The following is a 25,821-nucleotide window of genomic DNA, read 5'->3' on the forward strand; positions in this document are numbered from 1 at the left end:
TCTGCCACGTGCGCCTTGCCCGCTTCCAGCAGGATGTCGCCGGCAGAATCCAGGCTGAGTGTGTTGCCTGCGCTCAGGTTGCCCTGCACTACGTGGATGTCGCCCGTGGTACTGGTCAGGTTGACGTTGCCGCCGCCCTGGATGGTCGAACCTCGCGAAACCATGCTGCTGCCGTCTGCACTGCTGTCGGCGGTCTTGAAGCCGATGCCTGCCTCGGCCCGGAACAGCTCGCCGCTGCCGGCACGGCCGGACAGCGCCGAGATCGCACTGGCCGCTTGATACGCGTTGGCGCCGGCGGCCATGCCCTGCATCTTCTGCAGGCGGTCATCGGACTGACGGGCCGCGTCCACGTTGTTGATCAGGTCGATCAGCGGCGACTTCACCCGTGCGAACACGCCGATCTTCAGGTCCTTGTCGCTTTGCGAGTAATGACCGCTTTCATCGGCGGTCAGCAGCTCGATCTCGGCGGCAGTGATGTTCACGTCCTTGGCGGCCACTACGTTGCTGGCCGTCTGCGTGTACTTGCCGCCAGCCGTCAGGTTCACGCTGCCGCCCAGGCTGCCGATGCTGCTGGCCACCTGGGACACCTGCGCGCTGTCGTCCTGGTGCTGCTCGCGGTGCCAGCCGGAGAACTTTTCGGTATCAGAAATCTGCACCGAGCCGATCGCCTTGCTGTCCGACGTATTGGCGTTGCTGACCGTGTCCTGCCCGCTACGCACCAGCAGATCACCGGCAGCACGGATGTTCACGTCCTTCTCGGCGGCGATGTTGGCCGCGGTCAGGCTGATGTTGCCTTCGGTGGTGGCCATGCGCACGCCACCTCCCACCGACAACTGAGTGCCGGTGATGGTGTCGCTGCTGCCGCTGCCGTCGCTCTGCGAGTTGTTGGTGCCAAACGGCAGGCCACTGGTGTTGTTGGCCAGGCCCCAGCCCTTGCCCCGGCTGCTGCTGTCGCTGCGCTCGGTGTTGTGGGCAACGTCGAACACGATGTCCTTGGTGGCCAGCAGCACGGCATTGCCCTCGGCCGACATCTGCGTGCCCTGGCTGAGGATCGAGCCTCCGTTGGCAATCAGCGTAAGATCGCCACCGGCAGCCAGCTGGCTGACACGCGCGTCACTGGTCGAATGGCTCTGCTCGCTGTTGGACCGCTGGCTGCCGGCGGTCACCACGGTCGACGTGGTGGCTGCACGCAGGCCGGAGGCCGCACCTTCAGCGGTGCGGGTGATCCGCCCCATCGCCGAGCCACTGTCGGCCATGCCGTCGGTGGTCGAGTCGCGGGCGCTGCGGTAGGCCTTGGTCGGGTCGTAGGTCACGCCCACCGAGAAGCCGCTGGACTTGCTCGCCTGGCTGGATTGGCTGTCCGTGGTATCCTGCCGCGCCAGCAGCGCGATGTCCTTGCCCACCAGCGTCAGGTTCTCGCCAGCGGCGACGTCCGAAGCGGCAATGGTCAGCTGGTTGCCGGCATTGATCAGCACATTACCTTCGCGTGAGGCGATGGCCGAGCCGACCTGGGTGGTGGACTGCTCGGCGCTGGTGCTGCTGTTCTTCGCGCTGCTGTAGCCCACCGACGCCACGCCATTGCCAAAGCCTCCGGTAATGCCGGACTTCTTTTTGCTTTCGCTGGACTCACTGCTGTGATGGTCTTCGGCGGCCGTGATCAGTACGTTGTTGGCCGCCCCCAGAATCACGTTGCCAGTGGCATCGACCACCGCACCGACTGCGGTCAGGTCGCGACCGGCAGTGATGTTGATGCTCTCGCCCTGAATCGCCGTGCCGATGGCATAGCTGTCGCTGTTGTCGACGCTGCGCGTGGTGGTGGTGCTGGAGAGCGTCTTCTTTTTCTTCTCGTAGCTGTCCAGGCTGTAGTCGTGCGTCTCGTTGGCCGAGAGCAGGTTGACGTCGCGACCAGCGGCTACGCTGACTGCGCCATCGCTGCTGTCGATCAGCGCGGCCGTCAGGTTCACGTCGCGGCCAGCGCTCAGCAGCAGATTGTCCCCTGCCTGCAGCGTGCTGCCCCGCACCGTCTCATCACTCTGGCTGACCTGCAGCGAGCTGCGCTTGCCCGCATTGGCGAAGTCGCGGCTCTCACTGTCCACCAATGCCTGGCTGTTGATGTCACCACCGGCCTGCAGCGCCAGTCCACCACCGGCCTTGATCTGCGCGGCGGCCAGGTTGATGTCCTTGCCAGCAGCCAGCACTACATCGCCACCACCCTGTACCGACGTGGCAGCGTGCGTTGTCTTGCTGCTGCGCTGGTGGTTGCGGTCGTCGAAGGTGGCATCGCGGCGCTCGTCCAGCGCAATCGCGCCGACATCCAGATTCCCACCTGCCGCCAACTGGGTAAGACCATCGGTGCCGGCATTGCGGATCTGCGCGGCCTGCAGGCTGATGTCACCGCCGGCCACCACCGACAACATGCCGTCGCCGCTGGGGTTGGTCACATACAGGCCGGCGACGCGATCGATGCGGTTGGTCTCGAATTGGTAGGTACCACCGCCCCGCTGTGTTTCCACCGTGGAGGTCACCGTGACATTGCCCGCCGCCTGCACCGAGAGCGCATCGGTCGCCGTCACGGATGCACCGGCAATGCGGATGTCCTTGTCCGACGCCAACCCGACGTATTGGCCTGAGATGCTGCCGCCCAGGTGTTCGATGTTGCCGGCATCGATGGTCACCAGCTTGCGGCCAGCGATGTCACCGGTGTTGACCAGGCCATTGGCCAGTTTGATATCGACATTGGCACCGGCCAGCAGTGCGCCCTGCCCATCCAGGTCACCCGGGCGCAGGCGCAGGTAGACCTGCGGCACCAGTGCGGTGGTGGTACTGCCGTCGGCCAGGGTCACGGTCTGCTCGACGAGCCAGACAATGTCACTGGTCAGCTGCGCCATCTGCGCCTCGGTTAGCGCCACGCCCGGGCGCAGGCCCCATTCGCTGGCCACGGTAGCGCCGGCTTCCAGCAGCGCGCGGTACTGCGCCTCATCGCTGGCGTAACCATCAAGGAAGCGGCGGCCGGTCAGCTCGCCGATCTGCTCGCGCACCAGCTTCTGTTCGTAGTAGCCGTCACCCAGCCGCTTCTGCACGGTATCGGGCGAGTAGCCCATCTGCCCCAGTAGGTGGTCCGAGCTCAGCCACGTCTTGTGGTCGGTGAAGCGCGGATCGGTTTCAACCAGATAATTGCCACCGTTGCGGTTGACGTTGAACAGGCTGGCCGTGGGTGCGCGGGTATCCGGCGCGCCCATCGCGATGCGGTCCGACGAGCCGCCGGCGGCGGCGACCACGCGCGAACCGGATGCGGCGCCATTGCCGGCGATGCCCCCGACCGTGCCGCCCTGCTGCGTGCCGGCGGCAACGGCCGCCTGCGCCAGCGCGCGTTCCGCCCCCGTCCCTACGCTGTGGCCCGGTCCCTGCGCACCGTTATGGCCAGGGCCGTCCGGCAGCGTCTTCGGCCCCTGCACGTTGAGGTTGGCCATTGCCGCGCCATCCTGCACGTTGGGTGCGTTGCGCCCCTGGTTGAGGTTGCTGAGATCGCCAACGTCGATGGTCAGGGTGCCGCCGCTGGTGATGCTGCCGCCGATCTTCCCGGTCACTTCGGAGATCGCCGGGTTGCTCCAGGTGACGAGGTCGCCGGAGAAGGTGTGCCCCACGTTGTTGAAAGCATGGGTGCGATACAGCGTCGCAGCCAGGTTCTCCACCTTGGCGGTGCCACCCAGGCCAACGATGTCGAGATTGCCGCCGGCGGCAATGCTGCCGTAGTGATTGCGCAGATCATCGGTACGCAATCGCATTGCACCACCGGAGCGGATGACCGCATCGGCGCCTACGCCTGGCCCCAGAACATCCTCGGTCACCGTCTGCGTGGCGATGCGGTACTGCTCGTTGCTGCTGACGTTGTTGCCGCCGGAACCGCGCGGATTGGTCAGGTGCTGGTCCGGGGCATAGTCCTTGTAGGTCCACAGCTGCACGCAGTTGGTGGTGCAGGTGCCATAGGCCGGTGAATAGGTCAGCTTGTCATCGACATAGCGGAATGCCGGCGAATCCGGGTGCAGATGGGTCAGCTCGGCAAAGGGATCGTCGGCGCCACTGCCGGCCTGGTCCGGGTTGGCCTGGTTGTCCTGGCGCCCTACGTAGTACAGCACCACGGTGCCATCCTGCAGGTTGAGGCGCGAACGCTCACCCAGCGCGGCATACAGGCCACCACGTCCAAAGAAGTACGCGCTGGTCTGCGCGGTAAGGCGCACCACCGCCCGGTGTACGGTGAAGCCGTCGGGGGTGATGTGCGGCGTATCTTCCAGGATATCGGCCGGGTTGAGGTAATAGACCTCCTGGGCGATGTAGTGGCTGGTACTGCGGATGTTCTCGGTGCCGTTCTTGCCGTTGCGCCACCATGCCGGCCGATCCATGCGCACCGGCGCGTTCACCGTGGTGGTCTGGGTGATGACCACGTTCTCACGGATGTTGTTGATCACGCCCGCATCGATCGCCAGGTTGCCGCTCACATCAATGATCGAACCGATGTTGTCGATCCTGCCGGCCGTGCCCGCAGCAATGCGATCAGCCCCGAGCGATCCACCGATGGCCGCATCGCCGCCGCTGTAGATCAGGCCCTTGCCGGTGTTCTGCAGTTCGCGCACGCCCAGGTCCAGGCGCTCGCGCGCGGCCACGGTGCCGACGCGGGTGGCACCGTTGGCATCCTCGGCATGGTTCTTCAGCACGCCGGCCGAGATCGCCACGTGGTCGCCATAGATACGGCCGGTGCCAAGGTTGTCCAGCACGTCGGCTTCGAGGTGGGTCACCTTGCCGTCGATCAGGCCGCGATTGGTCAGCTGGCCGCGTGCATTGAGATGGGTGATGCCTTCGCTGGAGATCTCGCCGTTGGCCGCGTTGGTGATGTTCTGCGCGTTGAGATCGAGGTTGCCGCCACGCAGTACGCCCTGGTTGTCCAGGTCGCCGGACAGATGCAGGGCCAGCGTGCCGTTGGCCACCCATTCACCGCGGTTGCTCAGGCCCTGCTGCAGGGTCAGGCTCAAGTCGCGCTGGGCGTGTACCTGGCCGTCCTCGCTGAGCGCGCGTGCCACCAGGGTCTGGCTGCCATCGGCCCGCAGCAGGCCGCCACTGTTGGCAACGCTGTCGGCACTGCTGTCGAGGTTGCCGCCGGTGGTGATGACACCCCCGTTGTTCTGCAGCTGGCCGTTGACCTGCAACCGCGCGCCGCCATCGGTGACGATCTGTCCCTGGCTGTTGTCCAACCACTGCGTTCCGAACTGCAGCTGGCCTGCCTGCAGGCCGCGGGTGCCATCGCCGCCGCGGGTATTACGGTTGTCGACGCTGGCTGCGGTGAGGGTCAGCAACTGGCCGGCGGCGATCGCGCCGGCAGTGTTGTCCAGGTGCCCGCTCAGGGTCAGGTCGAGATTGCGCCCGGCCTGCACGCGCCCGGCGCCGTTGGCCAGCGTCGTCGCCTGCAGCGACAGGCCCGCCGCGCTGGCAAGCGTACCGCCGGCGCTGTTGTCGGCACTGGCCAGCACCAGCCGCGCATCGCCCTGTGCGTTCAGCGTGCCACCTCGGTTGTCCAGCGCACCAGCGTCCAGCTGCAGTGTGCCCGCCGCCAACAGGCCACCACTGCTGGCGGTGTCCCGGTTGTCGATGGTCTGCGCTGCGGTATCGATCAGCAGATCGGCGGCCGACTGCACCCGGCCGCCCTGGTTGAGCAGCGCGCCACTGTGCACGGTCAGCGCACCCTTCTGCGTACCCAGCGTACCTGCGCTGTTGTCCAGCCGCTGGCCGCGGGTATCGACGGTCAGCTGCCCCCCCAGCAGCGTGCCGCGTTGGTTGTCGAGGCCAGTGGCCTTCAGTTGCAGCAGCTCGCCGGCCTGCATCGCGCCATCGCTGTTGTCCACGCCTGCAACCGTGGTCAGCAGCAGGTCCTTGCCTGCCACCACCGTGCCGTGCCGGTTGTCGAGGCTGGCAGCGTCCAGCGTCATCGAACCAGTGCTGGACAGCAGGCCCTGGCTGCCATTGTCGAGACGACCGTCGATGCCCAGCACCAGTTCGCTGCCGCCGGCATGGACAGTACCGCCGAGGTTGTCGAGGCTGGCGGCATTGATCGTGCCCGCGCCACCCAGCAGGATGCGCCCGCTCTGGTTTTCCAGTGCCTCGCCGATGGCCAGGGTGGAACGGCGGCTGCCGGCGCCCTGCAGGGTGCCCTGCGCATTGATCAGCTGCCGCGCGGAAACGTCGAGCACGCCATTGCTGGCCAGCGACCCGCCGCGATTGTCCAGCAGCCCCTGCACCCGCAGGCGCAGCGCTTCTTCGCCGGTGGCAGTGAGCGCACCGCCGGCGGTGGTCAGGCTGTCGGCAGTGACGTCGATGCGGCGCGCCGAGGTGGTCGCCTTCGACAGGTCAAGCGTTTTGCCCTCCAGCACCAACGTGCCATTGCTGAGCACGCTGCCACCCGCACCCAGCAGGGTCTGTGCGAGCACCTGCAACTGGCCGCTGCCGGCGTGCTGGATCTTGCCTGCGCTGTTGTCCAGCGTCTGCGCCTGCAGCGTCAGGTCACCATTGCTGGCCAGCGTACCGCCGGCATTGCCCAGCGTGGTGGCATGGATGCGGCTGGCACCCTCGCCACTTGCGATGATGCGGCCGCCGGTGTTGTCCAGCGTTCCGGCCTCGAGGTCGAAGCGATCAGCCCCCAGCGTTGCGTCGCGATGGTCTACCTCATCCGCGCGCAGGGTCAGCGTCGCCGCAGAGACCAGCGTGCCCTTGCTTCCATCCAGGCGGGCCGTGGTGATATCCAGGCCCTGGTTGCCGGCCTGGCGGATGGCACCGGCGGTATTGTCCAGCTGTGCGGCAGTGAGGATCAGCCGGTTGGCATTGCTGGCGATGGTGCCTTCATGGTTGTCCAGCGTACCGTTGACCTGCAACGTGCTGTCGGCTGCACCGGCAGCACTGAGCGTGCCCTTGCGGTTGAGCAGTTCACCGGCCTGCACGTCCAGCGCGCCGTTGCCAGCAATCGTGCCGCCGCTGTTGTCCACGGCCTGCGCCACGCGCAGCTGCAGTGCGTCGCTGCCGGTGGCGCTGAGGTTGCCGCCGGCGTTGTCCAGGCGCTCGGCATTGATCGCGATGCGCTCGGCCTGGGTGGTGCTGCCGGCACCCAGTACCAGCTCGCCCCCCTCAAGCGTCAGCGCCGACTGGCTGAGAATCCGGCCCGCCGCGCCCTGCAGCGCATCGGCACGGATCTGCAGCGTGCCACTGCCCGCGTGCTCGATTGCACCGCTGCGGTTGTCCAGCCGCGCCGCCTGCAGCAGCACGTCGCCCGTGCCGGCCAGGCGGCCGCCGTTGCTGTTGTCCAACAGTTCGCGGGCCTGCACCTGCAACAAGCCGCTGCCCGCCGCAAGCACCTTGCCGCCCTGGTTGAGCAGGCTGCCGACGTGCAGCTGCAACTGGCCGTTGCCAGAGATCGCACCGGCGCTGTTGTCCAGATCGTCGCGCACGGTCAGTGTCGCGCCCTGGCTACCGGCCGACTGCAGCGTGCCCTTCTGGTTGTCGATGCGGCCCGCATCGATGCGCAGGCCCGCATTGCCAAGCACCTGCCCGCCTTGGTTGTCGAAGGTGCCACCTAACTCCAGCGCCAACTCGGAATTGCCGAGCGACACGATCTGGCCACCGGCGTTGCGCAGGCCGTCGGCCTGGATCTGCACGCTCTGCGCCGAGGTGATGCCGCCACTCACATCCAGCTGGCCACCGGTCAGCGACAGGTCGCCGTTGCTGAGCAGGCGGCCTTCGCTGCCTCGCAGCGTATCGGCGTGTACACGCAACGCGCCGTTGCCGGCCTGCTGCAGCAGGCCCTTGCTGTTGTCCAGCGTGGTCGCTGTCAGGTGCAGCTCGCCATTGCCGGCCACGGTGCCACCGGCACTGTTGTCCAGCGTACCGGCGCGCAGCGCGCTGCCCTGGTTGCCCAGCGACAGCAGGCTGCCGCCGCGGTTGTCCAGCGTGCCGGCGACGATCTGGAACTGCGCTGCGGTGAGCGTGCCATTGCGCACGTCCGCATTGCCCACCGTCCAGTCCAGGCGACCGAGCGTGCTCAGGCGACCGCCGGCACCGGTCCAGTCGCCCGTGGTCAGCAACAGGCCGCCGTTACCGGCGTGCTCGATGCGGCCACCGGCGTTGAAGACCCGACCTGCCCCCAGCGTCAGGCGCTCGGCATTGGTCGCCAGCAGGCCGCCCTCGTTGTTGAACGCGCCTTGCACTGTCCAGGCCGACTCGGCACTCCCGGCATGGCGCAGCTCGCCTGCCCGGTTGTCCAGCGACTGTGTCTGCAGCTGCAGCGCACCGGCCACACTCAGCGCGCCATTCTGGTTGGACAGCGTGCCCAGCTGCAGCGCAGCGTCACCGTGCACCTGCAGTGTGCCGCCATCGTTGTTCAGATCGCCCGTGGCGCGCAGCGAGGCCACACCAAGGCGGCCTCCGCTGTTGTCCAGACCATTGCCCGCAACCAGCGAAACACGACCGCCGTTGCTGATGCTGCCGCCGTCGTTGTCGAGCGTGCCGGCGATGTCCAGCACACCGGCTGCCAACGGAACAGCCGGCGTCACCGGCGTACCGCCGCCAGTGCCGGTACCCGGTGTATCCGGAGTACCCGTACCGGGCGTGCCGGTTCCGGGCGCACCGGTACCTGGCGTTCCGCCGCTTCCCGGCGAGGTGCCACTGCCGGGGGTACCGCCGGAGCCGCCCGACGCCACCGCATCCAGCGCACCGATCAGGCCTTCGCTGCGATTGCTCACGCTGCCCGCGTTGAGGCTCAACGCCTGCACGCCGGTCTGCTCGATGGCGCCGCCATGGTTGCGCAGGGCCTGTGCCTGCAGCTGCAGGCGCTGTGCATTGAGCTTGCCGCCACTGTTGTCCAGCGTGCCACCGGAGGTGATCGCAGCTTCACGCGTGGCAGCGATGGTGCCGGCATTGGCCAGATCGCCGCTCGCCTGCACGCGCACGTTCTGCAGTGACTGCAGCGCGCCGGTGTTCTCCAGCCGGCCATCCACCGTGACCACGAGTTCGCCGGCCTGGGCACCGATGCTGCCGGCATTGCGCACGCCCACACCGTGTTCATTGCCGACCAGCCAGATCTTGTTGGCGAACATGCCACCCAGCGCGCCCACATCCAGTGCAAAGGTCGGCGCATCGCCGCTGGCCGCCGCAGCGTTGACCTGGCTGTGGTCGGCACTGACCACGTTGTTGCCGAGGGTCGCCTGCAGCTGGTTGGCCCAGATGCCGGCGTTGACCTTCAGCGATCGGGTGATCAGGTCGGTGTAGTCGGCGCGGCTGGCATCGAGGCCATCGCCGTTGACCTCGATTGCCCCACCACTGACCCGATAACCTTCCAGCGAACCGCTGCCGCTGAACACCGGCGTGCCGGTGGTGAGCGTGACGCGGCTGGCATTGAGGAAACCACCACCGTTGACCTGGATACCGGCCGGATTGGCGATGATGACCTCGGCGCGCTGTCCGGCCACTTCCACATAGCCATTGAGTCGGCTGGCCGGGCCGTTGACCTCGTTGAGGATGACCCGTGCGCTGCCGGTGGCCAACCATGGATTGCCCTGCACCCAACCGCCCAACTGCGTCTGCACCTGGCCACGCGCGTTGTTGAGGATCACGCCCTCACGGCCGACATCGAACTGCGAGTAGCGGTTGCGTGAGACACCACCGGCCGACGGCGTGGTGATGTTGACCATCGGCACACCGTTCGGCGCGGTCACCACCGTGGGGCGCTCACGGCCGGGCGCGTTGGGATCGGAGACGATGTGGCCGACCGATTGCGCTACAGCTACGGGCGCCAGGCTGACCCATCCCAACGCGCACATCAGCGCGAAGCCGAGCGGCGACACGGCCGCCGTCTGCCGGCCGGCGACCTGGCCGACCAGGCCGCCACCGCCTTTCACCAGTTCCGAAGCGACCTGCCACACGCGCAGCGCGCGGTTGAAAACCAGGCGATAGATGCTGTTCATTTCACGAATCCTTGTGCCAGATCAGTAGCGCCACGCCAGGCTGAAGCCGAAGGTGGTGTAGTCAGTCGGGAAGTTGGAGGGCTTACGCAGGGCCGAGCCCACGAAGCCGTCCCAGGAAAGCTGCTGCCAGCCGCCGCGCAGGCCCAATGCCATTCCGGCCAGATCCCGGCCGGATTGCCATTGCGCCGATGGCCCGCCGATGCGGCCGTAGTCGGCGGCGACGTAGAACTCCTGGCCGCCGCCGATGCCCAGCGACAGGTCGTTGCGCAGCGACCAGCCGCGCTCACCGCTGAGCGAGCTTTCGCCATCGAAGCCACGCACCGTGTAGCGGCCGCCGATCGCAAAGCGATCCTGGGGCGACAATGGTGTGCGGTTCCACTGCGCGCGCCAGGCAGCGGTGTAGCGCAGGCGCTGCTTGCCCAGCTGGAACGGCACGCTCAACTGCGCGTCAGCCGTGATCACCTTCATCCGCGAGGTGCCTTCCAACGGCAGGGTTGGATCCCACGCCTGGGCCATCTCTTCCGGGGAGCGCAGTGCATGGAAGGCGCCGGTGCCGCGCCGGTATGCCAGCGTGGCATCAAGCGTAGCCGCGCCGATGAACTGCTTGTGGGTCAGGCCGAGCTCCCAGCCCGAGGTACGGCGACGCTGTACCTCGATCTCGGTATCGTCGATGTAGTTCTTCGACGTGCGCTGCCAACCGCGACCGTAGATGCCCAGCTTGGTCTTGGCATTGCGCAGCAGCAGGCGATCCACGCGTGCCTCGGCGTTGCCGCTGCGGCCGCTGTAGTCATAGCTTTCGTACGCGCCCACCACGGTCTGGCTGTAGTCGTAGGCACTGGCCGTGGCGCCGAACAGCCAGTAGCCGTAGGGCACGTCGTAGTGCGCGGTCCAGCTGTTGGTGTCCTTGCCTTTGCCATTGAACACCCCGCGCCCCGCGCTGACGTAGAACAGCTCGTTCAGGCCCAGCGGGTTGTCCAACGACAGCGTGGCGTTGGCCTGCAGCTTGCCGGTGCCCTGGCTGCCTGCATCGTCCAGGGTCAGGCTGGCACGCACCGGCGAACGCTGTTTCCAGTCGATGTTCAGGTCGCTCTGCCCGGGCGCGGCGCCTTCGCCGTCTGCAGGTGCGATCTTGATGTCAGCAGTGACAGTGGGCACGCGCTGCAGGTTCTCCAGCCCCTGCTCGATGTCGCGCAGGTTCAACAGGCCGCCACTGCGGATCGGCAGCGCATTGGCGATGGCCGGATGCCGCCCATCCGCCTCGGTGAACACCGCCTCGCGGAATCGCCCGGGCACCACCGACAGTGTCAGCGTGCCGGTATTCAGATCCTGCGGTGCCGACAGCACACGGGTGGTGACATAGCCTCGCGCGATGATCGCGTTCTGCACGCGCTTCATCACCACGTTGATGCCTTCAGTGCCCAGGCAGCGGCCGCTGGCGGGATCTTCGCGCGGATCGGCTGCGGCCAATGCCCACTGGAAGCCCTTGGCACCCTCCCCCTCCAGCACGATGCGGTCGATGCGCACGCAGGGCTGCTCCTGCGTTGGCAGACGCTCCCCCTGTTCACCCTGGCTGCTCTCCAGGCGTACATCGGGCCGGCTTTCCTGCTGCTCGCGCAGCACGCGTTCTCGTTCCTGCTGGCGCAGCAGCTCGTGCGCGCCCGGGTCACCCACCTGCTGGGCAGCAACACTGAAGGCCATGCCCAGAAGCACCAACCCTCCACCACTGCGGCGCGCACCGCGCACAGACATCTTCCTTGCTTGCACAATCAATTCCACGTGTTGATGCCACGCGTCAGCGGTCCTGCTCCCGAAAAGGAGAAGGGCCAACCCAATGGCTTGAATCGAGGTTCGCCGGGGGTATGCAACGGCATGCCACTGCGCCCGACGCGAAGTGGCGCATAGGCTATCGGCCGCCCGGAGGATTTCTATAGGGCAATTTTCAAATGCCCAGGACTACGGGACAGAACACCGCAGGCAGAGATCCAGAGTATGCGTACGCACGCGCCACGTCGCAAAGCAACGGCGTTCAGCACAACGCCTTTCGCCCGCCCACGCTACAGTCGGCGCATGACCGTATTCCTGCAGATCGAAGGCACCGCCATCGTTGACATCCCCAGCCTCTATGCGGAGATCAACCGGATATTCATGGCCGACGCGGACTGGCAGCTCGGGCCCAGCCTCGATGCACTGGACGATCTGCTGTACGGCGGCCATGGCGCGCTGGCCGGGCATGAATCCGCCACGGTGGTCTGGCGCGACATCGACCACAGCCGCGAGGCACTGGGATTGGAGACCACGCGCGCGTGGCTGGAAGACAAGCTGCGGCAGCCGGGTACGTTCAATGCCGAAACCATCGGCCGCCAGCTGGACGCCCTGCAACGCGGCGAGGGGCAGACCTACTTCGACATCGTGATGGAGATCTTCGCCAGCCACCCGAACATTGCGCTGCTGCCGGCCTGAGGCCGGCGTCGACACCGATGCGCGCAACCGGTTCTGCGCGCCACCATCTCCGTGCCCACGGGCCGTACCTGCCACGGCACCTGTTCGTATGGGCCGGGTTCCCTCTGGCAATCGAGGCACCCCGGGCCCCTAGCCGTTACCATGGACGTCCCTGTACCCGCTCCGTTGCCGCAGCCTTCCGGCGCGAACGGACGCCCCTGATCCACGAGTCCCATGTCCAAAGACAAGTCCGCCGAACACACCCCGCTGATGAAGCAGTTCTTCGCAGCCAAGTCCGACTATCCGGACCTGCTGCTGTTCTTCCGCATGGGCGACTTCTACGAGCTGTTCTACGACGACGCGCGCAAGGCCGCGCGCCTGCTCGACATCACCCTGACCCAGCGCGGCAGCTCCGGTGGTGCACCGATTCCGATGGCCGGTGTACCGGTACACGCCTACGAGGGTTACCTGGCACGACTGGTCGCGCTGGGCGAATCGGTGGCGATCTGCGAACAGATCGGCGACCCGGCACTGGCCAAGGGGCTGGTCGAACGCAAGGTGGTGCGCATCGTCACCCCCGGCACGGTCACCGACGAAGCGCTGCTGGATGAGCGCCGCGACACCCTGCTGATGGCCCTGTCGCGCAACAAGAACGGCTATGGGCTGGCCTGGGCCGACCTGGCCGGCGGCCGCTTCCTGGTCAACGAAGTGGACACCGATGACGCGCTGGAGGCCGAACTCGCGCGTTTGGAACCGGCCGAACTGCTGGTGCCGGATGAGGAGAACTGGCCGGAGTTCCTGCGCCAGCGCAGCGGGGTGCGTCGCCGCGCACCGTGGCTGTTCGACGCCGACAGTGGCCGCCGCCAGCTGCTGAACTTCTTCAAGCTGCATGACCTGAGCGGCTTCGGCATCGACGACAAGCCGCGCGCCACCGCCGCTGCCGGCGCCCTGCTCGGCTATGTCGAGGAAACCCAGAAACAGCGCCTGCCGCACCTGACCTCCATCTCGATGGAAACCGCCGGCGAAGCGATCGCGATGAACGCGGCAACGCGGCGCCATCTGGAGCTGGACACCCGCGTCGACGGCGATACCCGCAATACCCTGCTCGGCGTGCTCGACAGCACGGTGACGCCGATGGGCGGCCGCCTGCTGCGCCGCTGGCTGCATCGGCCGCTGCGCCTGCGCGAGGTGCTGGTGCAGCGCCACCACGCGGTGGAAACACTGATCGACCGTGGCGCGGACGCAGATATCCGCGAACAGTTCCGCCGCCTCGGCGACCTTGAACGCATCCTCACCCGCGTTGCCCTGCGCTCGGCACGGCCGCGCGACTTCTCCACCCTGCGCGATGGCCTCGGCCTGCTGCCGGCCGTACGTGAGGTGCTGGCACCACTGGATTCACCGCGCCTGCAGACCCTGCACGCCGCGCTCGGCGAACACGACGAATGCGCCCACCTGCTGGCCAGCGCGATCGCCGACATGCCGCCGCTCAAGCTCAGCGATGGTGGCGTGCTGGCCGATGGCTTCGACGCCGAGCTGGATGAGCTGCGCCGCCTGTCGACCCACGCCGACCAGTTCCTGGTCGACCTGGAACAGCGCGAGCGCGAGAGCAGCGGCATCGCCACCCTGAAGGTCGGCTACAACCGTGTGCATGGCTACTACATCGAAATCAGCAAGGGCCAGTCCGACCGTGCGCCGGTGCACTACACCCGCCGGCAGACACTGACCAACGCCGAGCGCTACATCACCGAAGAACTGAAGGCATTCGAGGACAAGGTACTGTCCGCCCGCGACCGTTCGCTGTCGCGCGAAAAGTACCTTTACGAGCAGCTGCTGGACACGCTGGGCACCCAGCTGGAGCCGCTCAAGCAGTGTGCTGCCGCACTCAGCGAACTGGACGTGCTGGCCGCCTTCGCCGAACGTGCGCAGGCGCTGGACTGGGCGCGCCCGGAACTGCAGGCCGAGCCGTGCCTGAAGATCGAGCGCGGCCGCCATCCGGTGGTGGAAGCGGTGCGTGACCAGCCGTTCGAGCCCAACGACCTGGACCTGCACCCGGACCGTCGCATGCTGGTCATTACCGGCCCGAACATGGGCGGTAAATCGACCTACATGCGGCAGAACGCGCTGATCGTGCTGCTGGCCCACATCGGCAGCTTCGTGCCGGCCAGTCGCGCGTTGATCGGCCCGATCGACCGCATCCTGACCCGCATCGGCGCCGGTGATGACCTTGCCCGCGGGCAGTCGACCTTCATGGTCGAGATGGCCGAAACCAGCTACATCCTGCATCACGCCACTGCGCATTCGCTGGTGCTGATGGACGAGATCGGCCGCGGCACGTCCACCTACGACGGCCTGGCCCTGGCCGACGCGGTGGCGCGCCACCTCGCCTACGAAAACCGCTGTTACACGCTGTTTGCGACCCATTACTTCGAACTGACCGCGCTGGCCGACGAACAGCACGAAGGCGGCCGCAGCGGCATCGCCAACGTGCATCTGGATGCCGTCGAGCACGGCGAAGCGCTGGTGTTCATGCATGCAGTGAAGGACGGTCCGGCCAACCGCAGCTTTGGCCTGCAGGTGGCTGCCCTGGCCGGCCTGCCGCGTGCCACCGTGGCACAGGCGCGCCGACGCCTGGCCGAGCTGGAACAGCGCGGCGGCGAAAGCCATGCCGCCGAACTCGCCCCGCAGGCGCTGGATGCCCCGCAGCAGTTCGGGCTGTTTGCCGCTCCGCCGAACAAGGCGCAGGAGGCGCTGGCCGCGATCGACCCGGACGAGCTGACCCCTAAGCAGGCACTGGAAGCGCTGTACCGGTTGAAGGCGCTGCTGTAAGGCAGGCCGCATGTTCCGCCGGCCCTGCCCGGCGGACGCCCGCCATGAAGCCTTCGCATTGCCGTCGTGTACACGGCGTTATGCTCGGGCGGTTCGTCCTTCACAGACCGGAGACCGCCATGAACACCGAATCCCTCGCTGCATCCCTCTTCCAGCAGCTGCAGCGGGGCCAAGGCCTGCAGCAGGTGTCGCAGCAGCTCGGCCTGGACAGCAGCCAGGCCACCCAGGCCGTCGGCAGCGCCCTGCCCCTGCTGCTCGGCGCAATGGGCCAGAACGCCAGTGAGCCGCAGGGTGCGCAGTCCCTCCTCAATGCCCTGCAGCGCGACCACCTTGGCTCGGCCGGCGGCGGTGGTGGCGGTTTCGACCTCGGCAGCATCCTCGGCGCGGTGATGGGCGGTGGCGGCGGCAACGCCACCAACGGTGCCGGCATCCTCGGCCACGTGTTCGGTGGGCAGACCTCGCAGGCGGCCGAAGCGCTGGGCCAGAAGACCGGCCTGGACAGCGGCAAGTCCAGCCAGCTGCTGGCAATCCTTGCCCCCATCGTCATGTCGTTCCTGGCCCAGCGGTTTGCCCAGAGCGGCAACGCCGGCCAGCTCAGCCAGGCCCTGGGCCAGGAAGCACAGCAATCCGGCGGCGGCATCGGCAGCCTGCTCGGCGGTGCGCTCGACCAGGACGGCGATGGCCAGTTCGGCGCCAGCGATCTGTTCAAGCTCGGCGCGGGCCTGCTCAAGCGCTGATCGCGCACAACGGTGCAAGCGCTGCCGGCCATAGGCAGCCACTATCGCATCGGTTGAATCAATCGAATTTACCCATCATTAGGCGATGCCTATGGTGGGTAAGCGATCTGATTCCCTCATTCGCCAGCCCACAGGTAGAGACCCATGAAAAGCGAAGCGAAGTGCCCGTTCAACCATGCCGTCGTCGGTGATGCGACGACCAACCGCGACTGGTGGCCGAACCAGCTGCGCGTGGACCTGCTCAACCAGCACTCCACACGCTCCAATCCCCTTGATGCGGGCTTCGACTACGCCAAGGCCTTCAACGGGCTGGACTACAGCGCCCTGAAGGCCGACCTGAAGGCGTTGATGACCGACTCGCAGGACTGGTGGCCAGCCGACTTCGGCCACTACGGCGGCCTGTTCATCCGCATGGCGTGGCACAGCGCCGGCACCTACCGCATCGACGATGGCCGTGGTGGCGGTGGCCGCGGCCAGCAGCGCTTCGCTCCGCTCAACAGCTGGCCCGACAACGTCAGCCTGGACAAGGCACGGCGCCTGCTGTGGCCGATCAAGCAGAAATATGGCCAGGCCATTTCCTGGGCCGACCTGCTGATCCTGACCGGCAACGTCGCACTGGAGTCGATGGGCTTCAAGACGCTCGGCTTTGCCGGCGGCCGTCCCGATACCTGGGAGCCGGACCAGGACGTGTACTGGGGCCGCGAGACCACCTGGCTCGGCGGCGACGTGCGTTACAAGCACGGCTCGGAGGGCGTGCAAGAGAACCACGGCGTGCTGGTGTCCGATGACGACGCTGATGGCGATGTGCACTCGCGCAAACTGGAAAACCCGCTGGCCGCGGTGCAGATGGGCCTGATCTATGTGAACCCGGAAGGCCCGGATGGCAATCCCGATCCGGTGCTGGCCGCGCATGACATCCGCGACACCTTCGGCCGCATGGCGATGGACGATGAGGAAACCGTCGCCCTGATCGCCGGTGGCCACAGCTTCGGCAAGACCCACGGTGCAGGCCCGGCCGACAACGTCGGCAAGGAACCGGAAGCAGCGGGCCTGGAAAGCCAGGGCCTGGGCTGGGCCAACAGCTTCGGCAGCGGCAAGGGTGGCGACACCATCACCAGCGGCCTGGAAGTCACCTGGACCCGCACCCCCGCGCAGTGGAGCCATGACTTCTTCGAGATCCTGTTCGGCAACGAATGGGAGCTGAGCAAGAGCCCGGCCGGCGCCCACCAGTGGGTCGCCAAGAATGCGGATGCGGTGATTCCCGATGCGCACGATCCGTCGAAAAAGCACCGCGCGACGATGCTGACCACCGACCTGTCGCTGCGCATGGACCCGGCCTACGAAAAGATCTCGCGGAAATTCCTTGCTGATCCGCAGGCGTTCGCCGATGCCTTCGCCCGCGCCTGGTTCAAGTTGACCCATCGCGACATGGGCCCACGTGCGCGCTATCTCGGCCCGGAGATTCCAGCCGAGGAATTCATCTGGCAGGACCCGGTGCCGGAAGCCAGGCACCCGTTGATCGACGCCAAGGACATCGCCGCGCTGAAGCAGAAGATCGCAGCGACCGGCCTGAGCGTGGCCGAGCTGGTGTCCACGGCGTGGGCCTCGGCCTCGACCTTCCGCGGTTCGGACAAGCGCGGTGGCGCCAATGGTGCACGCGTGCGCTTGGCACCGCAGAAGGACTGGGCGGTGAACCAGCCGCAACAGCTGGCCAAGGTGCTGGCCGCGCTGGAAAAGGTCCAGGCCGAGTTCAACGGCACGGGCAGCAAGCAGGTGTCGCTGGCCGACCTGATCGTGCTGGCCGGTGGCGTCGGCATCGAGCAGGCGGCAAAGGCCGGCGGCCATGACCTGAGTGTGCCGTTCACCCCGGGCCGCACCGATGCCAGCCAGGAACAGACCGACGTCGAATCGTTCGCGGTGCTGGAACCGGCTGCCGATGGTTTCCGCAACTACCTCAAGGGCGCTTACAGCGTGCCGGGTGAGGCGTTGTTGATCGACAAGGCGCAGCTGCTGACCCTCACCGCACCGGAAATGACCGCGCTGGTCGGTGGCCTGCGCGTGCTCGGCACCAACGTCGATGGCGGCAGGCACGGCGTGTTCACCAACCGCCCCGGCACGTTGAGCAACGACTTCTTCGTCAACCTGCTGGACATGGGGACGACCTGGAAGGCGACCGGCCGCGAAAGCTACGAAGGCCGCGACCGCAACGATGGCGCTGCGCGCTGGACCGGCACCCGTGCGGATCTGGTGTTCGGTTCCAACGCCGTGCTGCGCGCGTTGGCCGAGGTGTATGCCAGTGCCGATGGCGAGAAGAAGTTCGTGCAGGATTTCATCGCCGCCTGGACGCGGGTGATGGAACTGGACCGCTACGACCTGCACGGTTGACCGTATATGGTAGGTGCCCACCTTGGTTGGCACTTGGCAAAGCGCCCACCAGGGTGGGCGACTACCAAAGCGCTACCGCGGGGTCATGACTTGGTAGATGCCAACCTTGGTTGGCACCGGACACAACGCCCACCAAGGTGGGCGACTACCGAGGCGCCCCTTCCTTCAACCGCTCCAGGATCGGCGCGAACAGCGGCGCCTGCATCGAACGCGGCGGCTGCGCTGCTTCGCCCTTTTCGATAGCCTGCCAGTACGATCCCGGCAGCGGCTTGTCGCCCAGTTCGTAGTCCATGCCATCCCAACCGTCTTCGCGGAATGCGTAGAACGCCCAGTGCACCTTCTGCTGCTCGGCCACGTCCAGCACGTCGCGCAGGTAGCGGCCGCAGTCCGGCCAGCGGCGCATGCAGCCGAACTCACCGATCACCATCCGGTTGGCACCAATGCCATGTGTCTTCGCCCAGTCCATCGGCTGCTGCAGGTAGCTGCGTACGCGCGCGGCGTCCCAGCGCTCGCTGCGGTCGCCAAACGGCACTTCGGCGGGATAGCGGTACGGTTTGCTGCGCTTCTGGTTCGGCGCACTGGTGGCCGCGTACGGCTCGTACATGTGCACGCTGTAAAGCAGCTTCGTGTCCTGCAGGGTCGCCGGCCAGTAATCGAAGGCATCGGCCGCTGCGTACCAGCCAGCGTCGAGCATCAGCGGCATGTCTGCATCGACCGCGCGCACACTGGCCACCAGTTCCGTGTACAGCTGGCGCAGATCGCGCGGTCCGCCCTGCACGCCCGCATACCACTTCAGCATGTCCTCGCGGGAGGCGTGTTCGGCCAGCGTGGTGCCGTATTCCGGCGCCGGCTCGTTGATCAGGTTGTAGCCGGCCAGCGCCGGATGCCCTTTCAGCGCGGCGGCAAGATCACGCCAGAAGCGCTGCGCAGGTGCGTGGTTGTCGAAGGACTGCCACAGGCGCTGGTCGACCACGTCACCGTTCTTCTGTTTCCAGCGCAGTAGCGGCAGTGACAGCGGCACCAGCACCACCTTCAATCCCACGGCATTGGCGTCATCCAGCGCGCGACGCAGCGTAGCCACGTCGGCATCGATCAGTCCTTGATAGTGGTCGGCATCGCCCATCAGGAAATCGCGGCCGCCGGCACTGCGCCACTTGTCCGGGGTCAGTCGTACCCAGGTGGCGCCGGTGTCACGCAGGCCCTGGAAGTAGGCACGGTCGGGCGGCGTTTCGTTGAAGCTGTTGCCACCGCGCTGCGGGGTATCCCAGAAGGTGATGTCGGCGGCGAACACCGGGACGGCGGCGGACAGGGCCAGGCACAGCAGGCTGCGGCGCAGGAACATGGTGAGCTTCCATGAGGAGGACGATCCAACGTGCGGGGCGCAAGCGGAACGGTGGCTGAGCGTGTAGGCGGCACAGCGCCCACCAAGGTGGACGGCTACCGGAGCGCGAGCCGGTTCAGTCCGGTCACTGCGTCATAGCGCGTCGAGATCACCCAGGGCGCGGATCAACCGTCGCGCGCGCTTGTCCGGCTTGTGCTCCGGCGCCTGGTAGCCATCACGCGCGGCAATGCGCAGCGCACGCTGTTCGGCGCGGCGCGCCTTGGAGGCCTCGCTCTCGGCATACAGCTGCTGCGCCACCGGCGCCGGACCGCGCTGGTCGCTCAGGCCCAGCACCTGGATCTCGAAGTGTTCTTCACCGCGATCGACCAGCAGCTGCTCTCCCACGCGTACTGCGCGTGAGGATTTCGGGCGCTGCCCGGCCACGGATACCTTGCCGGTCTCGATCGCCTGTTTGGCCAGGTTGCGGGTCTTGAAGAAGCGGGCCGCCCACAACCAGATGTCCAGACGAACGCTGGGCGCCAACGGGGAAAGCTCGGACATCGGTAGGGACTACTCCGTTCGCTTGTTCAGGGGACGCGGATTGTCGGGGTCGGTGCGGCAGCCGCTACCCCCGATCAATGCCGGTGTGCCGGCCGCCAGGTCCTGGCGCTGGCTGCCGACCAGGCACTCGGGGCGGTCGGTCGGCCGCACCTGGGTATCGCCGAGCCGGTCACCTGACGAACATGCGGCCAGCGCCGCTGCGATCAAGGGCGCCACGATCATCCGCATCGCCTGTTGTGGTTGATGCATTGCCACATCCTGCAAACCGGCTTGATGCTAGTGTGCGCCTCCCGGGAATCGATCACCACTCCATGGCCAAAGCGCCGCTTGACCTGACCTCCGGCCCGATAGGCCGCAACCTGCTGCTGTTCGCGCTGCCGATCCTGGCAGGCAACATCGCGCAGTCGCTGAACGGCTCGGTGAACGCGGTATGGGTGGGGCGCTTCCTTGGCGAAGCGGCACTGACCGCGACCGCGAACGCCAACAACATCATGTTCTTCCTGATCGGTTCGGTGTTCGGCTTCGGCATGGCCTCGACCATCCTGATCGGCCAGGCCATCGGTGCGCGCGACATCGCCCAGGCACGACGCGTGGTCGGCACCAGCGCCACGTTCTTCATCGGCCTGTCCGTGATCATCGCCATCGCCGGCTGGTTCCTGGCCCACCCGCTGCTGGCGGCGATGGGCACGCCTGCCGCCTCGCTGCCGTTGGCCGAGGCCTACCTGCGCATCATCTTCCTGGCGATGCCGACGCTGTACGCCTTCGCCTTCCTCAGTGCGGCGCTGCGTGGTGCCGGCGATTCGCGCACGCCGTTCCGCTTCCTGCTGGTCTCGGTGGTGCTGGACATCGCCCTGAACCCGGTGCTGATCTTCGGCATGGGGCCGTTCCCGGAACTGGGCATCGCCGGCTCGGCCTGGGCCACGCTGGTGTCGCAGACGCTGTCGCTGGCCGGCCTGCTGCTGTACATGCGGCACAAGCGGCACACGCTGTGGCTGGGCCGCGTCGACATGCACCTGTTCAAGCTGGACATGACCATCCTGCGTGCGCTGGTGGTCAAGGGCGTGCCGATGGGCCTGCAGATGGTGCTGATCTCGCTGTCGGTGATCATGCTGATGACGATGGTCAACCAGTACGGCACCGACACCGGCGCGGCCTACGGTGCGTCGCTGCAGCTGTGGAACTACGTGCAGATGCCGGCGATGGCGATCGGTGCGGCATGTTCGTCGATGGCCGCGCAGAATGTCGGTGCGCAGCGCTGGGATCGCGTGCGCGGTACCGCGCGCCAAGGCATCGCGTTCAACTTCCTGCTGACCGGCGCGTTGATCCTGCCGCTGGTGCTGCTGGACCAGTACTCGCTGGCCTTGTTCCTGCCGCAGGGCAGCGAATCGCTGCAGATCGCGCGGCACCTGAACCACATCGTGATCGGTTCGTTCCTGTTCTTCGGCGTCAGCTTCGTGATCTCCGGCGTGGTGCGCTCTACCGGCGCGGTGCTGCCGCCGCTGCTGATCCTGGCCGCGTCGCTGTGGGGCGTGCGCGTGCCGTTCGCCGAATTCCTGCAGCCGTACTGGGGTGCCGATGCGATCTGGTGGAGTTTCCCGGCCGGCTCGCTGGTGTCGATGCTGCTGTCGCTGGCGTATTACCGCTGGGGTGGCTGGCGCAAGGCGAGGATGATCAGTACACCGGTGCATGCCGAAGAACTCGCCACGCCATCGGAGATTCCCGCCTGTCCGCCCTCGCCGGTGGCCGACCCGGATGCGGCGCTGGAAACCAGCCCACCGCGTTGAACATGCACCGGTAGTGCCGGCGGCTGGCCGGCAACTCCATGGACGTCGCAGACATCGCGCAGTTGTTGGCCAGCGGCCGGCACTACCGCTTTTTCTTTTTCGCGTTGTGCCTGGCAGCGGCGCGCAGTAGTGCTTTCAGCGCCGTAGCGTTGGGCATTTCGCCTTCGTGGATGTCGATCGCGCGGCGCGTACCGCCTTCCAGGCTGGCGTTGAACAAGCGCTTCGGGTCCGGCAACGCTGCGCCGTGGGCGAAGGTCAGCTTCACCGCCTGCTTGTAGGTTTCGCCGGTGCACAGGATGCCGTTGTGTTCCCACACCGGTGTGCCGCGCCACTTCCAGGTTTCCTCCACGTCCGGCAGCGCCTCGTGGATCAGCGCGCGGACGCGGGCAAGGATGTCACCGCGCCAATCAGCAAGCTCGGCAATGCGGGCGTCAATCAGGGCGGCAGCGGAGAGAGCAGCATCTGCGGGATCGGACTTCTGCGTGGCCATCGCTTGGTCTCGTACGGGGAAAGAACCTGGGAGATCACATGCGTTCGCCGGGCAGCTCGCTGGCCTGCCGCACCCAGTCGAGGAACCTCGCCTCGTCCAGTACCCCATCCTCAAGAATATGCAGGTAGCGCGTGTCAGCGCTCTTGGATGGTTCGGGCGGAACAGGCTGCAACAGCGCACCGCGGAAGAACGCGACCTTGATGTAGCGGGTGAAGCAATGGAAGCTGAGGAACCAGCCCTCACCGGCGGCGATGCCGTACATCGGCGAGTTCCATTTCACTGCTTTGTGCACGCCGGGCACGGCCTGTTCGATCAGTGCATCAAGACGTGCACCGACAGCCCGCTTCCAGTCCGGCATGGCGGCGATATACGCCTGCACAGGCGCATCGCCCTCACCCTTGGCGATCTGCGGGTTACCACCGGACAGCAGCTTGGGCGCAGCACTGTTGGCAGATCGCTTGGCGGGCATCGCAGGGGCCATGGGGGTCGAAGGCCCGAGCGTACGCCGCTGCCCGGCAGCGGTCACGGCGCACTGCGCCATGGCCTCAGAGGCTGCTGCGGAACTGCCGCCAGGTGGGCAGCTTGCGGGCGCCGCGCAGGAACCACATCAGGGTGGCCATCACCAGGCCGAACATCACGCCTGCCACCACCCCGGCAAGCAACAGCAGTTCCAGCGCCGGGGCCCTGCCCTGCCACAGCAACAGCCACATCAGTACCGTCCAGAAGACGCCAAACAGCAGGCCCTGCAGCAGCGCATTGGTCAGGAAACCGGCCAGTATCGGCGGCGGCAGCGCGATACCCAGCCGCCACAGCATGCGGTGCAGCAAGGGTGCCGCTTCCCTCCGTGGCACCCCGGAACGGTCCAGGAAGCGCAACGCCACCTGGATGTCCGCCGGATATCGATGGTCGGTCTCATCCATCCATTGAAACTAACGAGGCGGCACCACAAACGCAAACGGCCGCCCGAAGGCGGCCGTCGCGGCAACAACCGAAGTTGTTTATCAGCCCTTGGTCGCCAGGCGGGCAGCCTTGGCGGCAGCAGCAGCAGCCAGATCTTCCTTGATGCGGGCAGCCTTGCCTTCCAGGCCACGCAGGTAGTACAGCTTGCCGGCGCGGACCTTACCACGACGCTTCACTTCGACCGAGTCGATGATGGCGCTGTGGGTCTGGAACACGCGCTCGACGCCGTAACCGTGCGAGATCTTGCGCACGGTGAACGAGGAGTTCAGGCCGCCGTTCTTGGTCGCGATGACAACGCCTTCATAGGCCTGCACGCGCTCGCGGGTACCTTCCTTCACCTTCACGTTGACGACAACGGTGTCGCCCTGGCTGAACTGCGGCAGTTCACGGGTGATCTGGGCGGATTCGAATTCCGCGACGATGGACTTGTTCAGCTTGCTCATGGGTTACACCGATTCATTGTTCGGGTGGGCGTGTCATTCGACAGCGTGGGCTCATGCAGTCACCGGACTGTGCTGCACGTTTGTTTTGGGTACTGCGCACCGGCCGAGGCCGGCGGTAATTGGCCATGATAGCCGATAAAGCAGGGCTGGCGCTAGGCCTTGCCCTTTTCCGCCGGGACCTGGCGGGCCAGGGCCAGCAGCTTGCGGTCGGCCTTGCCCAGCGCCTGTTCATCCAGCAGGTCCGGGCGCCGCTGTGCGGTACGGATCAACGACTGCTGCCGGCGCCAGGCGGCGATGGCGGCATGGTTGCCCGAGCGCAGCACGTCCGGCACGTCACCCAGCGGATGCTGGGCCGGCTGGCTGTAATGCGGGCAGTCGAGCAGGCCGAGGTCGCCCTCGAAACTGTCCTGCGCCGCGGATTCGGCGTCATTCAAGGCGCCTTCCTGCAGCCGGGCCACCGCGTCGATGATCACCGCCGCCCCCAGCTCGCCGCCGGACAGCACATAGTCGCCGAGGGAAATCTCCTCATCGACATTGGCGGCCAGGAAACGCTCGTCGATGCCTTCATAGCGGCCGCAGAGCAGGACCATGCGCGGCAATGCCGCCAGTTCCCGCACCTTGGCCTGGGTCAACGGCGCGCCCTGCGGGCTGAGATGGATCACCCGCGCAGGCGTCGGATCGGCCTCACGGATCGCCTGCAGGCAGGCCTGCAGCGGTTCGATCAGCATCACCATGCCCGGGCCACCGCCGAACGGACGATCGTCTACCCGGCGGTAGTTGCCCTCGGCGTAGTCACGGGGATTCCAGCCATGCAGGCTGAACAATCCCTTTTCCTGCGCACGGCCGACCACGCCCAGCCCAGCGGACTGGGCGAGGAAATCGGGGAACAGGGTGATGACGTCGAAACGCATGCTCACACTCAGAACTCGGGGTCCCAGTCGACCACGACCAGATTGGCCTCGAAGTCGACGGATTTGACGAACTCCGGCACGACGAACGGAATCATCCGCTCGCGATCACCGCGTACGACCACCACATCGTTGGCGCCGGTACTGAACAGGTGCGAGACCTGGCCGAGGGCAACGCCTTCGACGGTCTTCACATCCAGGCCTTCCAGATCGACCCAGTAATACTCGTCGGCATTCGGCGGCGGCAGCGCACTGCGGGCCACGAAGACCTCGGTGCCATGCATCGCCTCGACAGTGTCGCGATCCTCGATGCCCGGAAAACGGGCCACAAGGTGCTTGCCGGTATCCCGGCCACGGGCGCCTTCAAGCGTCGATTCCTGCCCGTTGGGGCTGCGCAGGATCCACGGTTGGTAACGGAAAATAGCGGAACGCGGCTCGGTCCAGGACTCGAGCTTTATTTCGCCGCGCACACCAAAAGCGCCGACAACCCTGCCAAGCAGGATGCGGCGCTCGTTATCTTTCATCTGCGTTCAATCAGATGGGCCGCACCAGGGCGCGGCCCGTCAGGATCAGGCCGCAGCGGCCTGGGACTTGCTCGCTTCCTTGATCAGGTTGCGAACTTTCTCGGTCGGCTGGGCGCCGTTCTTGACCCAATGGTCAACGCGGGCCAGGTCCAGCTCGATACGCTTCTCGCCGCCCTGTGCAACCGGGTTGTAGAAGCCAACGCGCTCGATGTTGCGGCCGTCGCGGGCGCTGCGGACGTCGGTGACGATGATGTGGTAGAACGGACGCTTCTTGGCGCCGCCGCGGGTCAGTCGAATCTTGACCATGGTGGTTTTTTCCTATTGCCCAGTCGCCAGGATGGCGCGGTAAGCGGGCGATTATAGCGGCAGAGTTCGGCCGAGCCAACCCCGGGCGTCTACCCCGGGGTCAGATCCCTTTTACCGAGCAAAAGGGATCTGACCCGAA

Annotated in this window: 17 protein-coding genes; 5 read left to right on the forward strand and 12 right to left on the reverse strand. The window is 66.6% G+C overall.

Annotation, left to right across the window (positions count from 1 at the left end):
* Together AC1DKR_RS03930 and AC1DKR_RS03935 are read right to left on the reverse strand one after the other, a co-directional pair.
* Window positions 1–9,998: hemagglutinin repeat-containing protein (locus AC1DKR_RS03930; protein ID WP_478031230.1), on the reverse strand; the 9,998-nt coding region annotated here is incomplete at its 3' end.
* A 21-nt stretch (window positions 9,999–10,019) separates the two neighbouring features.
* On the reverse strand, window positions 10,020–11,696 hold the full coding sequence (locus AC1DKR_RS03935; RefSeq protein WP_478031791.1) for a ShlB/FhaC/HecB family hemolysin secretion/activation protein: 1,677 nt from the start codon (window positions 11,694–11,696) through the stop codon (window positions 10,020–10,022).
* 369 nt (window positions 11,697–12,065) lie between these two features.
* Here AC1DKR_RS03935 and AC1DKR_RS03940 point away from each other — a divergent pair, with 369 nt between their 5' ends.
* From AC1DKR_RS03940 to katG, 4 genes are all read left to right on the forward strand, one after another.
* On the forward strand, window positions 12,066–12,458 hold the full coding sequence (locus tag AC1DKR_RS03940; RefSeq protein WP_428703332.1) for a barstar family protein: 393 nt from the start codon (window positions 12,066–12,068) through the stop codon (window positions 12,456–12,458).
* Window positions 12,459–12,671: 213 nt separating this feature from the next.
* Window positions 12,672–15,263: a DNA mismatch repair protein MutS gene (gene mutS, locus AC1DKR_RS03945; RefSeq protein WP_099783279.1), complete on the forward strand. Its 2,592-nt coding sequence runs from the start codon at window positions 12,672–12,674 to the stop codon at window positions 15,261–15,263.
* A gap of 119 nt (window positions 15,264–15,382) precedes the next feature.
* The gene (locus AC1DKR_RS03950) at window positions 15,383–16,000 is read left to right on the forward strand and encodes a DUF937 domain-containing protein (RefSeq protein WP_428703333.1); all 618 of its coding nucleotides are present in this window, start codon (window positions 15,383–15,385) and stop codon (window positions 15,998–16,000) included.
* Window positions 16,001–16,144: 144 nt separating this feature from the next.
* Window positions 16,145–18,385, forward strand: coding sequence for a catalase/peroxidase HPI (gene katG / locus AC1DKR_RS03955; protein ID WP_478031233.1), 2,241 nt, complete (start codon window positions 16,145–16,147; stop codon window positions 18,383–18,385).
* A 145-nt stretch (window positions 18,386–18,530) separates the two neighbouring features.
* Here katG and AC1DKR_RS03960 read toward each other — a convergent pair whose 3' ends face one another.
* The 3 genes from AC1DKR_RS03960 to AC1DKR_RS03970 all read right to left on the reverse strand — a co-directional run bounded on the left by AC1DKR_RS03960 (window position 18,531) and on the right by AC1DKR_RS03970 (window position 20,516).
* Window positions 18,531–19,727 (reverse strand): glycoside hydrolase family 5 protein, encoded by a 1,197-nt coding sequence (locus AC1DKR_RS03960; RefSeq protein WP_478031236.1) that lies wholly within the window; start codon window positions 19,725–19,727, stop codon window positions 18,531–18,533.
* A gap of 132 nt (window positions 19,728–19,859) precedes the next feature.
* Entirely contained in the window at window positions 19,860–20,267 is a 408-nt protein-coding gene (locus AC1DKR_RS03965; protein WP_363730569.1) for an RNA-binding S4 domain-containing protein, read from the reverse strand.
* A gap of 9 nt (window positions 20,268–20,276) precedes the next feature.
* On the reverse strand, window positions 20,277–20,516 hold the full coding sequence (locus AC1DKR_RS03970) for a hypothetical protein (RefSeq protein ID WP_478031239.1): 240 nt from the start codon (window positions 20,514–20,516) through the stop codon (window positions 20,277–20,279).
* A 62-nt stretch (window positions 20,517–20,578) separates the two neighbouring features.
* On the opposite strand from AC1DKR_RS03970, the gene AC1DKR_RS03975 reads away from it, so the two are divergent.
* The gene (locus tag AC1DKR_RS03975) at window positions 20,579–22,051 is read left to right on the forward strand and encodes an MATE family efflux transporter (RefSeq protein WP_363730566.1); all 1,473 of its coding nucleotides are present in this window, start codon (window positions 20,579–20,581) and stop codon (window positions 22,049–22,051) included.
* 82 nt (window positions 22,052–22,133) lie between these two features.
* Here AC1DKR_RS03975 and AC1DKR_RS03980 read toward each other — a convergent pair whose 3' ends face one another.
* The 7 genes from AC1DKR_RS03980 to rpsP form a co-directional block, all read right to left on the reverse strand.
* Window positions 22,134–22,541: a DUF1801 domain-containing protein gene (locus AC1DKR_RS03980; protein ID WP_336025951.1), complete on the reverse strand. Its 408-nt coding sequence runs from the start codon at window positions 22,539–22,541 to the stop codon at window positions 22,134–22,136.
* Between the two features lie 34 nt (window positions 22,542–22,575).
* A complete protein-coding gene (locus tag AC1DKR_RS03985; protein WP_478031241.1) occupies window positions 22,576–23,010 on the reverse strand; it encodes a DUF1801 domain-containing protein in 435 nt (144 codons plus the stop codon).
* A gap of 76 nt (window positions 23,011–23,086) precedes the next feature.
* Complete coding sequence (locus AC1DKR_RS03990) at window positions 23,087–23,461, reverse strand: DUF6404 family protein (RefSeq protein ID WP_312107546.1); 375 nt, start codon at window positions 23,459–23,461, stop codon at window positions 23,087–23,089.
* An 81-nt stretch (window positions 23,462–23,542) separates the two neighbouring features.
* The gene (gene rplS / locus AC1DKR_RS03995; RefSeq protein WP_223494549.1) at window positions 23,543–23,944 is read right to left on the reverse strand and encodes a 50S ribosomal protein L19; all 402 of its coding nucleotides are present in this window, start codon (window positions 23,942–23,944) and stop codon (window positions 23,543–23,545) included.
* Window positions 23,945–24,096: 152 nt separating this feature from the next.
* Window positions 24,097–24,855: a tRNA (guanosine(37)-N1)-methyltransferase TrmD gene (trmD, locus tag AC1DKR_RS04000; protein ID WP_312107544.1), complete on the reverse strand. Its 759-nt coding sequence runs from the start codon at window positions 24,853–24,855 to the stop codon at window positions 24,097–24,099.
* Window positions 24,856–24,863: 8 nt separating this feature from the next.
* Window positions 24,864–25,376, reverse strand: a complete 513-nt coding sequence (gene rimM / locus AC1DKR_RS04005; protein WP_312786069.1) for a ribosome maturation factor RimM — start codon at window positions 25,374–25,376, stop codon at window positions 24,864–24,866.
* Between the two features lie 45 nt (window positions 25,377–25,421).
* Window positions 25,422–25,682 carry a 30S ribosomal protein S16 gene (gene rpsP / locus AC1DKR_RS04010; protein ID WP_025873821.1) on the reverse strand — a complete coding sequence of 87 codons (261 nt, stop codon included), beginning with the start codon at window positions 25,680–25,682 and terminating at the stop codon, window positions 25,422–25,424.
* Between the last annotated feature and the right edge of the window lie 139 nt (window positions 25,683–25,821).

Source organism: Stenotrophomonas sp. 01N47 (assembly GCF_056399165.1).